Source organism: Thioalkalivibrio versutus (assembly GCF_001020955.1).
In the GTDB taxonomy this organism is placed as follows: domain Bacteria; phylum Pseudomonadota; class Gammaproteobacteria; order Ectothiorhodospirales; family Ectothiorhodospiraceae; genus Thioalkalivibrio; species Thioalkalivibrio versutus.
In genome coordinates, this window is sequence record NZ_CP011367.1 from 2,833,881 (window position 1) to 2,848,094 (window position 14,214).

Consider the following 14,214-nt stretch of genomic DNA (forward strand, 5'->3'; position numbering starts at 1 on the left):
TGCGAATCGCATCGTGTCGCGGCCCGGGGCCTCCCGGTTCCGGATGGATGCGTTTCGCTCCGCTCAACCGCATCCTACTTTTTACCGTTTTCTCTGTGCCCTCTGTGGTGCAAACGCCCTTGACCGCCTTCGTATCTTCGAACGCTTCGTGTTGCCACAAAAAGCCCCGCCGAGGCGGGGCTTGTGACCATCAAGCCGAACGGCGATCACTCGATCTTGATGTAGGCGAAGCCTTCCTCGTTCTGCAGCTCGGCCACGCGCACCACACCCGAGGGCACGAAGTTGACGTGATCGTAGATCAGGTCCTCGTCCAGACCGATCTGCGAACGGGTGATCTCGCACAGCTCGAGCTTCACGCCGTGGGTGCTGGCGAGGCTCATCAGGCGCCCACGCAGGGTGTCGCGCTCTTCCTTGAGTTCCTCGTCGGCCTCGAACGGGGTAGCAGCCAGGTCGTCATCGGTCAGGAAGCGGATGCCGTGCGCCACGAACACGATGCGCACGTCGGCATCGATAAACTCGTTCTGGTAATGCGTCATCATGTTGTTGATGCTGGTCAGCATCGCGGAGAAGCGGCGCGGGTCGGCGAAGTCGGCGTGATAGACGACCTTGGCCTCCGGCTCGAAGGCCTTGGCCTGCGGCATGAAGGCAATGCTCGCCAGCAGGAGCGCCGCGAACAGCAGGGCCATGCCCGATGCTGTCGCCGGTGCGGCCCGAAGGGTCTGGTTGAATCGATTCATCCTGTTCTCCTTTGAATGGCTTTCTTTCTTCTACAGTAGACGCATGGACGGCCCCAGGCCATCCCCATCACGCGCAGGACCCGGTTGACGCTGGAGTGCCCCGGGGGTATGCTCTGCCGCCTTTCCAGAACCTAGCGATTTAACGCGAGGGAAGTACTTTGGCAAATATTGCTTCTGCCCGTAAGCGGGCCCGTCAGGCGGTCAAGAACCGCGCCCACAACATGGGGCTGCGCTCCCGTTTTCGCACGGCCATGAAGGCCGTGCTGAAGCCGCTGCACAAGGGCGATGCCCAGGCGGCCGCCGAGGCCTACAAAGAGGCCGTTCCGGTGATCGACAAGACCGTGAGCAAGGGCCTGATTCACCGCAACAAGGCGGCTCGCCACAAGAGCCGTCTGAACGCCCGCATCCGCGATCTGGCCCAGGGCTAAGCCCCCGGGTTCCGGGCCGGCACTGCCGGCCCGGCGGTTGCAGTGAATCGAAAAAAGCCGCTCCCCGATCTCGGGGTGCGGCTTTTTGTGTGGGCGCAATTCGTGAAGGCCTAGGATACTCTGATCCATTCGCGCGCCTCCCGGCACGCGCGTCCATCAGCGCGTCTTCAGGGCTGGAACACCCGCGCCTCGCCCTCGCCGCGCGGATCGGAAGCCGCCTCCAGGCGACCCGCCCCGCGCTCCCACAGGATGGCGTGCATGTCACCGAACGGACGCACCTGCGGCACCAGCTGATGCCCACGCGAGACCAGCTGGCCACGCAGTTCGGCATCGAACACCCCGGTCTCGTGTTCCACCCGATCGGGCAAATACTGGTGGTGATAGCGAGGCGCCGCGACGACCTCCTCGATGGATTGCCCCTCGAGCACGCCGAACACGCCGTGCAGGACCATGGTAATGATGCGGCTGCCACCCGGCGTGCCCAGGATCGCCACGCGATCCTCGGTCTCGACGAAGGTCGGGCTCATGCTCGACAGCGGGCGGCGCTGCGGCGCGATGGCATTGGCCTCGAAACCGACCAGGCCATAGGCGTTGGGCTCGCCCGGCTTGGCCGAGAAGTCATCCATCTCATTATTCAATAGCACGCCCGTCCCGGGCACCACGTAGCCGGACCCAAACGGGTAGTTCAGCGTCAGCGTGGCCGCGACCCGGTTGCCCTCGGCGTCGATCACGGAAAAGTGCGTCGTCTCGCGGCTCTCGGCCGCGGCCGATCCCGGAACCTCGGCCTGCGGCTCCACCGACAGCGGCAGGTAGCGGCTGGGCGTGGCCGTGTCGGGATGGATGGTGGCGCGCAGACCGGCTGCGTAGTCGCGTGACAGCAGCCGCTCCAGCGGAATATCCACATGGTCCGGGTCGCCCAGGTACTCGGCGCGATCACGATAGGCGCGGCGCATCGCCTCGATGGTCAGGTGGACGCGCATATCCGGCGCCAGTGCCTCGAGGTCGTAGAACGCCAGGATGTTCAGGATCTGGCCGAGCGCGACCCCGCCGGAAGATGGTGGCGAGGCGGTGGTGATCGTGGCGCCAAGATAGTCCAGACGCACGGGGTCACGCTCGACGACCGCGTACCCCGCCAGGTCGTCCAGGGTCCAGATACCACCGGCCTCGCGCACACCGGCGACCAGGCGCTCGGCCAGGTCACCGGTATAGAAACCGCTCCGGCCTTCGTCCGCGAGGCGCCGGAGGGTCACGGCCAATTCCGGCTGGCGCAGAATCGCGCCTTCGTCCGGCAGGCGACCCGCCTCAAGGTAAATGTCTCGTGCGTCAGCCCCGTCGCGCAGGGCCTGATGACGAAAGCCCGCCATCTGCAGGTAGCGGCCGCTGACCGGAACACCGTCCTCGGCCAGACGGATCGCCGGTGCCAGGCTGTCGGCCAGCGAAAGGCGTCCGTATTCCCGCGCCAGGTGATCCATGCCGGCGGGCATGCCGGGGATGCCGGCGCCAAGCACGCCATCCAGCGACAAGCCGTCGATCACCTCGCCGTCGGCATCCAGATACATGTCGCGGTCGGCCGCGGCCGGGGCGGTCTCGCGGGCATCGAGCATCACGCTGCGGTCGGAGGATGCCTCGTACAGCAGGAAGAACCCGCCGCCCCCGAGCCCGGAGCCGTAGGGCTCGGCTACACCCAGGGCGGCGGTAATCGCGACGGCGGCATCGAAGGCGTTGCCGCCGTCGCGCAGCACGGCCTCGCCCGCCTCGGTGGCGGCCGGATGCGCACTCGCCACTGCGTGCTGCCCCGGGCCGGCCAGCGCCAGCGGCGCCGCCAGCGACAGGGTGACGAGGACCGTGCAGTGCAGGAGCGGGCGGCGCCAATCCATGTCGCGGCCTACTTCGCGGCCATCAGGGCGTCGTACTTGGCCGTCAGCTGCTCGCGGGTCTCCTTGTGATCGGGATCCAGCGGGATGCAGTCCACCGGGCAGACCTGCTGGCACTGCGGCTCGTCGAAATGGCCGACACATTCGGTGCACAGCGTGGGGTCGATCTCGTAGATCTCGTCCCCCGGGTAGATGGCCTCATTCGGGCACTCGGGCTCGCAGACATCGCAGTTGATGCATTCGTCGGTGATCATCAGGGCCATGGGCCGTTCCTCGTATCCAGTGGCGGGGCCCGGCTAGCGTGCTGCGCCGTTTTGTTCGGCCAGCATGCGCGCCACACCGGGGCTAACGAATTTTGAGACGTCGCCGCCCAGTCGGGCGATTTCCCGTACCAGACTGGAGGAGACGAAGCTGTACTCCTCCGCTGGCGTCAGAAACAGCGTTTCGACCTCCGGCGCTAGCTGCCGGTTCATCGCTGCGAGCTGGAATTCATGTTCAAAGTCGGACACCGCGCGCAATCCGCGCAGGATCACGTTGGCCTGCTGCGCATGAACAAAGTGCGCGAGCAGGACATCGAAGCCCTGCACCTCCACGCCGGGGATATCACCTACCGCCTGTTCGGCCAGGGCCACGCGGGTCCCCAGCGGGAAGGCCGGACCCTTGTTGGGACTGGCGGCCACCGCGACTACCACGCGATCGAACAACCGTGCCGCACGCCGCACGATGTCCGTGTGACCGTGGGTGATCGGGTCGAAGGTGCCAGGATAGATGGCAGTAACGGACATGGGCGAAAGGCCGGTCGGGAAAGCCCCCATTAGACCGCAAGCACCGCGAACAGACAAAATGCCTTTCGCGCACGCCGCGCCCGCATCAAACAAGGACTGCCCGATGAGTGACGACTACCGCCCCCCGCTCGCCGACTACTGGGACCAGCTCGAGTCCCGCTACGGCGGCGGCTTCAACTTCCATCAGATCTCGCGCGACGAACTGGCGCAATTGGTGGAGCACCTGCGTCAAGCGGTAAAGAATGACCCGCAGGTCACGGACGTGGAGAAGCAGAACCTGGGCCTGGTGCTCAAGCACGCCGAACAGGCCCTGGAAAAACGCTCGGCCTGACGCAACAGGGACTGTCCCTGCGAGCGTTGCGCGGTCATCCACACCCTGCCGATCGCCGCGGGCTTCGCGCCTCGCGATGACGGAACCCGTGCGGTCTTACCGCGCGCGTGCCTCGGTCGCCACGCCACAGGGCGGCAGGGCCCGACACTCGGCGCCGCCGTCCGGAGCCTCCGCCGCAGCGCCCAGGGTGCGCGCATACGCTCCCGGTCCCGCCAGATCGGCCGCACAGCTCGCGGCCTCGCGCGCCTGCTCGCCGCACTCGCGAGCGATCAGCACGTGCGCGAGGTTGTTCCAGCCCTCGTGGCGGGCCGGATCGCGCTCGACCAGCGCCCGCAGGGCATTCTCCGCCGCCGGCAGATCGCCCTGGGCAAAGGCCACGTTGGCGCGACCCACGTAGGGGATCGGTTCATCGGGCCAACGGTCCATTGCGGTTTCGTAGCCCGTGGCCGCCGCCGCAAAGCGCCCGGTCTGTTCCAGTTCGTTGACCGCACGCAGCCAGCGCAGCGGCTGGGCGGTGGCCGGCAGGGTATCGGGGGGCATCACAAGGAAGGCCCAGCGCTCACCCCGCGCCCAGGTGCGTTCGAAGCGGGCGAAGGAATTCACGTGGCGCTGGATCGGGCCGCTGCGCAGGAAGATCTCCCGATCTTCCAGGTCGTATCCGATAACCACCGCAAAGTGCCATTCCGGGATCAGGGCCACCCCGAGGTTCTGGAACACCACCACCGGGTTGCCCGCCGCCACCTCGCGCAGGATCGCCTCCAGTTGGGGCTCGATACGGTAGGCGACCTGGTCGCGCGCGCGCACCGCCGCGCGCATCTCGGTCTGCAGACTGCCCTCGCGGGCGGGGATGTAAACCTCCTCGATCAGATCATCCAGCGCGGCATCGATACCCCGGGCATTCAACGCCGTGGCCAGCGCGGCGGGGCCGCACTGGTATTGCTCCTGGGGAAAGAACGGCGTGTCAGCCAGTTCGACGCGCGCCGGCAGGTCCGTCGGACGCTCGCTCGCCAGACCCGCGCTCTGCGGCGCGGTGGCACAACCGGTCAGCCAGAGAAGCGCGGCGAGCGCGAGAAACGCCGTGACTCGCCGCGTCGAGATGAACCCCATGCAGGGCGTGGCTTAGCGGGACGGCCCGACAAACGAGAAGATGTCGGTCACACCCACCGCATCCAGGATCACGAACACCACGAACACGATGGCGACCACACCCAGGACGCTGGCCGCGCCGGCCGGGTCGGTCTCCATGTGCGCCTCCAGCTGCGCCAGTTCGTCGTCGGTCAGACGGGCCACACGCTGCTCGGCACGTTCGGGATCAACCCCCATCTCGATCAGCTGCGCGCGAACCTCGGCGTCATTGAGCTGTTCCAGCAACTGGGCGCGGGTGTCGTCCGCGCTGGCCTGCTGGATCATGCTGCCGGTATCCAGCATGCCGACATCGGCGAATGCCGGGGTGGCGGGCAGCAGGGTCAGGGCCAGCGCGACCAGCAGTGCCGCGGGTGCGGACAGAACTCGACGGAACGAATGAACGCTCATGGGCAGACTCCTTGAAATCGGTGAACGGTTGTTAGAAGTGTAGCCCGCCAGAACCGCGAATTGACCGGCCGCAAACGAAAATCGCGGCCGGTTTCACACGTCTGTCAGCTTTCGTCGGGGGCGTCGACCACCTTGATCTCGTACTCCAGGACCTCGACACCACGCGCCCAGGCCCCGCCGCACACGGAGTTGTCGCGCGTGCGCTCCTGGGTCTCGCCCGGACCCAGCGTGCGCCACAGGCGGGTCGTCGTGCGCACGTCGTCTTCCAGCTCTCCGGGGCAGTTGTAGGCGGTCTTGGTGACCCGGACTTCCAGCCAGTCATCCGTGTTGTTGGTCGCGCGCCACTGTCCGCGCACATTGGCGCAGCCGTATTCGTGCATGCGGTATTCGAAGGCGACCTCGTCCGGCGAACCGTCCGCCGGGGCAAAGTAGGCGCCCTGGGCCGCGATCTGGCCGGGCGCGACAAACGCGGCGGCCAGCACACTGGCAGCGGTCAGGGCGAGGGTGCGATTGAGAATGCGCGAGTACATGATTTCCTCCATCCGGGATCCGGTTATGGGCCCGTCTTGCGCGGGCTTGGCAGAGAATAGACGCTGGCCAGACGGCGTTTGTGCCGATTCCGGTTGTCTGGCGGGGTTTTTCCCGCCAGCCCCGGTCGTTGGCTCCCATCCTCGCAAACCGAGCTGAAACGCATATGAACGAGATCGTGCCCGATTCGACCCTGACCTGCCCGGAATGCGGGCACCAGAAGACGGAGACGATGCCCACCGACGCCTGCCAGTGGTTCTACGAATGCACCGGCTGCGGGGCCCTGCTCCGGCCACTTCCAGGGGACTGCTGCGTGTTCTGCTCCTACGGCACCGTGCCCTGTCCGCCCATTCAGCAGGAGGGCCCGGGCGGCTGCTGCGCCTCGTCATGAGGCCGGCGCACGTGACCGCCGCCCTGGGACGCCTGCGCGGCGACTTCCCGCTGGAACAGCGCCTGCGGGATGCCCCCGAAGCCGTGCGCGCCGCCTATCTCGAAGTCCTGGAACACTGGCACCAGCGCGGACGGCCACCAGAGGCCCGGGAGCTGGATATCCGCGCGCTGGAGCGACTGGCCGCGCTGGATGCCGTGGCGCATCAGGCCCAGGGTCTGGGCTGCTACCCGTACAGCGCCGCACCGGGCAGCATCACGGTCAGCGTCGCCGATGGCAGCCCGGTCGCCGCGATGTGCGCCGTCGATGCCCTGGCCATCCCGATGCTAAGCGGTGCACATAGCCGGATCGAGGCGGCTTGCAGCCACTGCGGCGCCGCGCTCAGCCTGGAATCCGGGCCCACCGCGGTTGCGGATACGGCCTCCGTTTGGGTGCATTACCGGCCGCGCCGCACGGACAACACCCCGTGCTGCATTAGCCTTTGTGAGGGCATCACCTTCGTCTGTGCGCGTTGTGCACCGGCCGAACACGCGGACTATCTGCGCGTCGACGAGGCGGACAGGGTCGCCCGGCAGTTCTTCGCCTTCCAGCGGGCCTGGCTGGACGCCGACGCCCACTCGCCCGGAAATGACTAGTCGGTCTTGACCTCGAACGGAGGGCAACGCTTGGGCAGCAATTCGCCCCGGATGCGCGGGTAGCAGGGCAGGCCCTGGTCGAACGGCGGGGCGTCCTCGCCCTGGATCAGCGGGCGCAGGTAATCGCGCGCGGCCTGGGTGATGCCGTAGCCGTCCGGGGTGATGTACTCGCGCGGCATGCCCTGCTCGACGTCGGCCACGGTCTCCAGCGGGGTAAAACCGATACTCCAGCGGTAGGGATCGTTGGAATCGCGGCGGATGATCGGCATGAAGGCATCCTCGCCGGCCACCACGCCCTCCACCGCCGCACGGCCACAGGCATAGGCCTGCTCCACGTCCACCTTCGACGCGATATGCCGCGCGGAGCGCTGGATATAGTCGACCACCGCCCAGTGCAGCTTGTGTCCGGTCTGTTCGCGGATCAGCTCGGCCAGGCGCGGGGCGGCGCCGCCCAGCTGGGTGTAGGCATACACATCATGGCTTTGTGCCACCGAGAACAGGGTGCCATCCGGATTCTTCAGACCCTCGGAGACCACCACCACACAGTAGCCGTGACGCTCGATGGTCCGGTTCAGGTGCTCGAGAAAGTCGTCCTGGTCAAACAGGGTCTCGGCGAACAGGATCAGCATCGGCGGCTGGCCATCGAACTCCTGTGCCAGCGCGGCGGCGGCCGCCAGCCAGCCCGCATGCCGACCCATTACCTCGAGCACGAACACCTTGGTGGAACTGGTGTGCATGGACTCGACATCCAGGCTGGCCTCGCGCACGACCGTGGCGATGAACTTGGCGGCGGAGCCGAACCCGGGGCTGGAGTCGGTCACGGCGAGATCGTTGTCGATCGTCTTGGGCACGCCGATCGCCTTGATCGGGAAACCCATGCGATCCCCCATCCTGGCGATCTTCAGCGCGGTATCCATGGAACCGCCGCCGCCGTTGTAGAAGAAGGTGCCGATGTCATGGGCGCGGAAGACCTCGACCAGGCGTTCGTACTGCTCCGGATCCTGGTCGGGATCGCCCAGGTCGAAGCGGCAGGAGCCGAACGCCCCGCCGGGGGTATGACGCAGGGCCGCCAGGGTCAGCGGGTCCTCCTGATCCAGATCGATGATCTCCTCGCGCAGGACACCGAGGATGCCGTCGCGCGCCGCATAGATCTTGCCGAAATGGGCCGGATGGGCGCGCACCGCCTCGATCACCCCCCAGGCGCTGGCGTTGATGACAGCGGTAACCCCGCCGGACTGGGCGTACAGCGCGTTTTGCGGCATGCGAATCTCCCTTGTGGATACAGCCCCGGATGCCATGCACGACAAGTGCCAGCCCGCTCAAGCCATGAACTACCCGTCGGATCGGCCCATCCGGGTGCTTTTGCTACACTATGCCGGTTAAGACACTCGGCGCACCGGGGCCGTTCGCCCCGTCATGGTGCTCACGCACCTCGATTGCGCGGTGTCACCCGATTCACAACAGCATCAGGATTGCATCATGCATATCGGCACGACTTTGACCAACTACATTATCGAGACTCAGCGCGGTATCCAGGGCGCGACCGGCGAATTCACCGGCCTGCTGAACGATATCTCGGTGGCCTGCAAGAAGATCTCCGACCTCGTCGACAAGGGTGACCTGGTCGGCGTTCTCGGCTCCGCCGGCTCCGAGAACGTGCAGGGCGAGACGCAGAAGAAGCTCGACATCATCACCAACGAGGTGTTCATCGAGGCCCTGGGCCACAATGGCCACGCCGCCGGCCTCGCCTCCGAGGAGATGGACGAGATCTGCGAGATGCCGGCCGGCGCCCCGCGCGGTCATTACCTGGTCCTGTTCGACCCGCTGGACGGCTCCTCCAACATCGACGTGAACGTCTCCGTCGGCACGATCTTCTCCATCCTGAAGGCGCCGGAAGGCGTCTCCGATCCGAAGACCGAGGACTTCCTGCAGCCGGGCACCAAGCAGATCGCCGCCGGCTACTGCCTGTACGGTCCGTCCACCATGATGGTGCTGACCACCGGCAAGGGCGTGCAGATGTTCACCCTGGACAAGGACTTCGGCGAGTTCCTGCTGACCAAGGACAGCGTGCAGATCCCGGAAGACACCGAGGAATTCGCGATCAACATGTCCAACAGCCGCTTCTGGGAGGCCCCCGTCAAGCGCTACATCGACGAATGCCTGGCCGGCAAGGAAGGCGCCCGCGACAAGGACTTCAACATGCGCTGGGTGGCCTCCATGGTCGCCGAGGTGCACCGCATCCTGTCGCGCGGCGGCGTGTTCATGTACCCGATGGACTCCAAGATGCAGGCCAAGGGCACCGCCGGCAAGCTGCGCCTGATGTACGAGGCCAACCCGATGAGCTTCATCATCGAGCAGGCCGGCGGTGCCTCCACCACCGGTCGCGAGCGCATCATGGATATCAGCCCCACGGGCATTCACCAGCGCGTGCCGGTAGTCCTGGGCGCGAAGAACGAAGTGGAGCGGATCACCCGCTACCACAACGAGGGCTAAGCCCCCTCGCGCATCGGGCACCCCGATGCGCTCCCCAAGGCCCGGCCCCGCAAGGCGCCGGGCCTTTTTGTGCGCGCACCCCCTGAATTTGTAACGGACGTTACATTGCTGATATACATGTGACATGAATTTTCGGGATACCGATTGGCAACTCCTGATCTTCGCCTTTCAGAGCGGGCAGGACTCGACCCGGGTCCGACTGTGGCGGGCGCTGAAGGCACTTGGCGCAGCCACCCTGCGCGATGGGGTCTACCTGCTGCCCAACCGCTCGGACCTGCGCGACGCCCTGCTGGAACTGGCCGAGTCGGCGCGCGCGGCGGGCAACCAGGCCTACCACCTGCCGGTGGCCGCCAACCCCGAGGAGCAGGCGCATTACCACAGCCTGTTCGACCGGGACACGGAATACCGGGCACTGCAAGGCAACGCGGAAACCCTGCTGGGACAGCTGCCCGGACTGGGCGAATCCGAGCTCCTCAAGCGCCTGCGCCAGATCCACCGCGAGGCCGACCAGTTGCGCCGCACCGACTACTTCCCGGGCCCCGGTCGCGCACCGCTGGAGGCGCAGCTGGCCCGCCTGGATTCCGCCGCGCAGGCGGTCCTGTCGCCTGACGAACCCTCGCCCGAGCCGGACGCGGGCATTGCCAGGCTGGAGCCGACGGACTACCGGGGCCGACTGTGGGCGACGCGCGCGGCAATGTGGGTAGACCGGGTCGCCAGTGCCTGGCTGATCCGCGAATTCATCGACCCCGACGCGCGCTTCGTCTGGCTCGCAACCCCGGCCGATTGCCCGGCCGAGGCCCTTGGCTTCGACTTCGACGGCGCCGCGTTCACCCATTTCGGCGAACGCGTCACCTTCGAAGTGTTGCTGGCGGCATTCAGTCTAGAACGCGACAGCGGGCTCGCCGGGCTGGCGGAGATGGTGCATTTCCTGGACGTGGGCGGGCGCCCCATCGCCGAGGCCGCGGGCTTCGAGAGCATCCTGACCGGGGCGAAGCAGCAGTGCGCAGACGACGATGCCCTGCTGGCCCGCGTAACGCCCGTACTGCACGACCTGCGCCAGGCCTTTGAACAACAATCCGGACGCGACCCCGCATGACCGACCCCGATACCTCGACCACGCAACGTCCGAGCCGGCCCACCCGGGCCGAGGCCTTTCGCTACTGGCTGAAGCTCGGCTTCATCTCGTTCGGTGGGGCCGCCGGGCAGATCGGGATGATGCACGAGGAGCTGGTGGAACGGCGGCGCTGGGTCTCCGAGAACCGCTTCCTGCACGCGCTGAACTACGCGATGGTCCTGCCGGGGCCGGAGGCGCAGCAGCTCGCCACGTATCTCGGCTGGCTCCTGCACGGCACTTTCGGCGGCCTGATGGCCGGGCTGCTGTTCATCCTGCCTTCGCTGGTCCTGATCACCGGGCTGTCCTGGGTGTACCTGGCCTTTGGCGACGTGCCCGCGGTGGAGGCCGTGTTCTACGGCATCAAGCCAGCGGTGATCGCGATCATCGTCTATGCCGGCTGGCGCATCGGCGGACGTGTCCTGAACAACGGCCTGCTATGGCTCATGGCCGTGGCGGCGTTCCTGGCGATCTTCGCGCTCAACATCCCGTTCCCGTACATCATCATCGCCGCGGGCGTGCTCGGCTGGCTGGGCAGCCGGGTCTGGCCGGAGCGCTTCCGCAGCGGCGAATCGCACAGCGCCAGCAGCCACAAGGCGACGGGGCCGGCCGTGGTGGATGACGACACTCCTCCCGCACCCTGGATGCAGTTTCGCTGGTCGCGCGTGATCCGCTTCCTCGTGGTCGGCCTCGGCCTGTGGGCCGCCGTCTTCGGCTTGCTGCTCGCGGTATTTGGGTGGGACGCCACGCTGACCCGCATGGGGCAGTTCTTTACCCAGACCGCCCTGGTGACCTTCGGCGGCGCCTACGCGGTGCTCCCGTATGTGTACCAGGGCGGGGTAGAGACCTACGGCTGGCTGAGCCCGACCCAGATGATCGACGGGCTCGCACTGGGCGAGGCCACGCCGGGGCCGCTGATCATGGTGGTCACCTTCGTCGGCTTCATCGGCGGCTGGACCCAGGCCTTCCTCGGCCCCGATCAGGTGCTGCTCGCCGCCTTGCTCGGGGCGCTGGTCGCGACCTTCTTCACCTTTCTGCCGTCGTTCCTGTTCATCCTGGTGGGCGCACCCCTGGTCGAGCGCACCCGGGGCGATCTGCACTTCACCGGACCGCTGACCGGCATTACCGCCGCCGTGGTCGGGGTGATCGTGAATCTGGCCGTGTTCTTTACCTGGCACGTCCTGTGGCCTGCCGGCTTCGAGGGCAGCTTCGAGTGGTTCTCGGCCCTGCTCGGCATCGCCGCCTTTATTGCCCTGGCCCGTTTCCGGGTGGGCATCATCCCGCTGATCCTCGTCTGCGCCGTGCTCGGCGCCGGGTATCGGCTCCTGCTGTAGGAGTCCGCACCATGCTGAACCCCACCCGCACCTCGGCCCTGGCCGGAATGGCCCTCCTGATCCTGGCGCCCGGCGTCAGCCTGGGTGCCGACGACACCCCGATCCTGCCCGAACCGCAAGCGATCTCCGATCACGCCCATGCCTGGATCGGCCCCTACGGCGGACCCGATGCGGAGAACCAGGGCTTTCGCATGAACCTGGGCTACGTGGTCGGCGACGACGCCGTGGCCGTCATCGATTCCGGCTACACGCCGGAGATGGCGCAGGCGATGCTGGAGCATATCGGCGCCACCACCGACAAGCCGGTGCGCTACGTGATCAACACCAATTCGCAACCGCATCGCTTCATGGGCAACGACGTGTTTCGCGAGGCCGGCGCCGACATCCTGGCCGCGCCCGAGGCCGTCGAGCGCATGCAGGGCAGCGCCTCGATGTTCGCCATGCAACTGGAGAACGCCCTGGATCGGCCGGAAGGGTCCACCGAGCAGCCCGAACCACCGAATGTGATGATCGAGGAGGACAAGGAACTGGATCTTGGTGGTGTGAGCGTGACCATTCGTCACGTGGGCAGCACCCACACCCACGGCAGCCTGATCGCAGTGGTCGAACCGGACAATGTCGTGTTCGCCGGGGACGTGCTCTACAGCGGGCGCCTGCTGGCCATCCTGCCCGACGGCAGCGTGGAGGGCTGGCTCCAGGCCTACGAACATCTACAAAACGAATACGCGGACGCGAAATTCGTCCCGGGCCACGGCGAACCGGGTGCCTTGTCGACCTTCGAGCACCCCACGCACGACTATCTGCGCGCGCTGTGGGACCACATGTTTGAAGCGGCGGACATCGGCACGGACATGCAATCGGCGATCCGCGCCTTCGACGACTCGCCCTGGCAGGATCTGGCCGACTTCGACGACCTGGCCCCGCGCAACGCGAACATCGCCTATCAGGAGGCCGAGATGGCCCTGTTCTAGATCAAGGCAGGTGAGCGCGCGATTCAATCAGCGTCTCCCTAGACGACCCGGCCTTCGGGCTGGGCGTCCGGGTCCTGGTGCAACGCGGTCAGGTTGGCGACGGTGGTGTCGGCGATGTTGGTCAGGGCCTCGCGGGTCAGGAAGGCCTGGTGGCCCGTGACCAGCACGTCGTCGCGCTGCATCAGCCGTGCCAGGCGCCGATCCGGCAGACCGGACAGTGACCAGTCCTGAAAGAACAGCCCCGCCTCGCCCTCGTAGACATCCAGCGCAAAGCCGCCCAGCTGGCCGGATTCCAGGGCCACCTCGGCGGCATCGGTATCCACCAGCGCGCCGCGCGCCGTGTTGATCAGAAAGGCCCCGCGCGGCATCCGGGCCAGGGTATCGGCGTTGATCATGTGGCGGTTCTCGGGTGTCATCGGGCAGCTCAGGCTCACCACCGAGGACTCGGCCAGCAGGGTATCCAGGTCCTGGTACATCACACCCCCGGCCTGCAGCTCCGCGTTCGGGTACGGATCGTGCGCGAGCACGCGGCAGCCAAAGCCGAGCATGATCCGGGCAAAGGCCTGTCCGATGCGCCCGGTACCAACGACCCCCACGGTGCGCCCGGCGAGGTCGAAGCCCGTCAGATGGTCCAGGCGAAAATCGCCACGCCGGGTCCGCTCCCAGGCCCGGTGCACCCGGCGGTTCAGGGTCATCAGCAGAGCGACGGCATGCTCCGCGATCGCGTTCGGCGAATACGCCGGGACCCGGCCCACGCGCATGCCGCGCTCGCGGGCCCGCGCGACATCCAGGTTGTCGTACCCGGAACAGCGCAGCGCGACCACGTGGATGCCCTGATCCGCCAGCCCGTCGATCACGCGCCGGTGCAGGTCGTCGTTGGTGAAGACACAGACCGCATCCGCACCCCTCGCCAGGTGCACCGTCTCCGCGGTCAGACGCTCGGCGTACACCACCGGTGCCATGCCGGCCGCCACCAGCGCCGGCATCAGGTTCTCGCGGTCATGCTGCTGGGTACTGAATACGGCGACCTTCATCGGACCCTCGCACGGTCTCTGGACTCCGCCCC

17 protein-coding genes are annotated in these 14,214 nt (G+C 66.9%); 8 read left to right on the forward strand and 9 right to left on the reverse strand.

What is annotated here, in order from left to right; genetic code table 11:
- Window positions 1-206: 206 nt before the first annotated feature.
- On the reverse strand, window positions 207-737 hold the full coding sequence (locus TVD_RS13155; RefSeq protein WP_047251801.1) for a DsrE family protein: 531 nt from the start codon (window positions 735-737) through the stop codon (window positions 207-209).
- A 158-nt stretch (window positions 738-895) separates the two neighbouring features.
- On the opposite strand from TVD_RS13155, the gene rpsT reads away from it, so the two are divergent.
- Window positions 896-1,165, forward strand: a complete 270-nt coding sequence (gene rpsT / locus TVD_RS13160) for a 30S ribosomal protein S20 (protein ID WP_019612252.1) — start codon at window positions 896-898, stop codon at window positions 1,163-1,165.
- Window positions 1,166-1,332: 167 nt separating this feature from the next.
- Here rpsT and ggt read toward each other — a convergent pair whose 3' ends face one another.
- From ggt to coaD, 3 genes are read right to left on the reverse strand one after another with little or no spacing between them, the layout of a single operon-like run.
- The gene (gene ggt / locus TVD_RS13165) at window positions 1,333-3,042 is read right to left on the reverse strand and encodes a gamma-glutamyltransferase (RefSeq protein ID WP_047251802.1); all 1,710 of its coding nucleotides are present in this window, start codon (window positions 3,040-3,042) and stop codon (window positions 1,333-1,335) included.
- Window positions 3,043-3,050: 8 nt separating this feature from the next.
- A complete protein-coding gene (locus tag TVD_RS13170; RefSeq protein ID WP_018145021.1) occupies window positions 3,051-3,302 on the reverse strand; it encodes a YfhL family 4Fe-4S dicluster ferredoxin in 252 nt (83 codons plus the stop codon).
- Between the two features lie 33 nt (window positions 3,303-3,335).
- Window positions 3,336-3,824 (reverse strand): pantetheine-phosphate adenylyltransferase, encoded by a 489-nt coding sequence (gene coaD / locus TVD_RS13175; protein WP_018939163.1) that lies wholly within the window; start codon window positions 3,822-3,824, stop codon window positions 3,336-3,338.
- A gap of 103 nt (window positions 3,825-3,927) precedes the next feature.
- Here coaD and TVD_RS13180 point away from each other — a divergent pair, with 103 nt between their 5' ends.
- Window positions 3,928-4,155 (forward strand): hypothetical protein, encoded by a 228-nt coding sequence (locus TVD_RS13180; RefSeq protein ID WP_018145019.1) that lies wholly within the window; start codon window positions 3,928-3,930, stop codon window positions 4,153-4,155.
- A 96-nt stretch (window positions 4,156-4,251) separates the two neighbouring features.
- On the opposite strand, the gene TVD_RS13185 is transcribed toward TVD_RS13180, so the two are convergent.
- The 3 genes from TVD_RS13185 to TVD_RS13195 form a co-directional block, all read right to left on the reverse strand.
- Window positions 4,252-5,262 carry a PA2778 family cysteine peptidase gene (locus tag TVD_RS13185; RefSeq protein ID WP_047251803.1) on the reverse strand — a complete coding sequence of 337 codons (1,011 nt, stop codon included), beginning with the start codon at window positions 5,260-5,262 and terminating at the stop codon, window positions 4,252-4,254.
- 12 nt (window positions 5,263-5,274) lie between these two features.
- Complete coding sequence (locus TVD_RS13190; protein WP_018145017.1) at window positions 5,275-5,688, reverse strand: PA2779 family protein; 414 nt, start codon at window positions 5,686-5,688, stop codon at window positions 5,275-5,277.
- 104 nt (window positions 5,689-5,792) lie between these two features.
- On the reverse strand, window positions 5,793-6,230 hold the full coding sequence (locus tag TVD_RS13195) for a hypothetical protein (RefSeq protein ID WP_047251804.1): 438 nt from the start codon (window positions 6,228-6,230) through the stop codon (window positions 5,793-5,795).
- Window positions 6,231-6,382: 152 nt separating this feature from the next.
- Here TVD_RS13195 and TVD_RS13200 point away from each other — a divergent pair, with 152 nt between their 5' ends.
- Entirely contained in the window at window positions 6,383-6,607 is a 225-nt protein-coding gene (locus TVD_RS13200; protein WP_018168852.1) for a GDCCVxC domain-containing (seleno)protein, read from the forward strand.
- A complete protein-coding gene (gene merB, locus TVD_RS13205) occupies window positions 6,604-7,239 on the forward strand; it encodes an organomercurial lyase (protein WP_047251805.1) in 636 nt (211 codons plus the stop codon). Before TVD_RS13200 ends, merB begins: the two co-directional genes overlap by 4 nt.
- Here merB and TVD_RS13210 read toward each other — a convergent pair.
- Window positions 7,236-8,501 carry a 6-phosphofructokinase gene (locus TVD_RS13210; protein WP_018168850.1) on the reverse strand — a complete coding sequence of 422 codons (1,266 nt, stop codon included), beginning with the start codon at window positions 8,499-8,501 and terminating at the stop codon, window positions 7,236-7,238. The genes merB and TVD_RS13210 overlap by 4 nt on opposite strands.
- A gap of 217 nt (window positions 8,502-8,718) precedes the next feature.
- Between TVD_RS13210 and TVD_RS13215 the strand changes: the two genes are divergently transcribed.
- The 4 genes from TVD_RS13215 (at window position 8,719) to TVD_RS13230 (ending at window position 13,148) form a co-directional block, all read left to right on the forward strand.
- Complete coding sequence (locus TVD_RS13215) at window positions 8,719-9,732, forward strand: class 1 fructose-bisphosphatase (RefSeq protein WP_018168849.1); 1,014 nt, start codon at window positions 8,719-8,721, stop codon at window positions 9,730-9,732.
- Between the two features lie 124 nt (window positions 9,733-9,856).
- Window positions 9,857-10,828: a chromate resistance protein ChrB domain-containing protein gene (locus TVD_RS13220; RefSeq protein WP_047251806.1), complete on the forward strand. Its 972-nt coding sequence runs from the start codon at window positions 9,857-9,859 to the stop codon at window positions 10,826-10,828.
- Entirely contained in the window at window positions 10,825-12,177 is a 1,353-nt protein-coding gene (gene chrA / locus TVD_RS13225) for a chromate efflux transporter (protein WP_047251807.1), read from the forward strand. Before TVD_RS13220 ends, chrA begins: the two co-directional genes overlap by 4 nt.
- An 11-nt stretch (window positions 12,178-12,188) precedes the next feature.
- A complete protein-coding gene (locus tag TVD_RS13230; RefSeq protein WP_047251808.1) occupies window positions 12,189-13,148 on the forward strand; it encodes an MBL fold metallo-hydrolase in 960 nt (319 codons plus the stop codon).
- Window positions 13,149-13,186: 38 nt separating this feature from the next.
- Here TVD_RS13230 and TVD_RS13235 read toward each other — a convergent pair whose 3' ends face one another.
- Window positions 13,187-14,182, reverse strand: a complete 996-nt coding sequence (locus TVD_RS13235) for a 2-hydroxyacid dehydrogenase (protein WP_047251809.1) — start codon at window positions 14,180-14,182, stop codon at window positions 13,187-13,189.
- Between the last annotated feature and the right edge of the window lie 32 nt (window positions 14,183-14,214).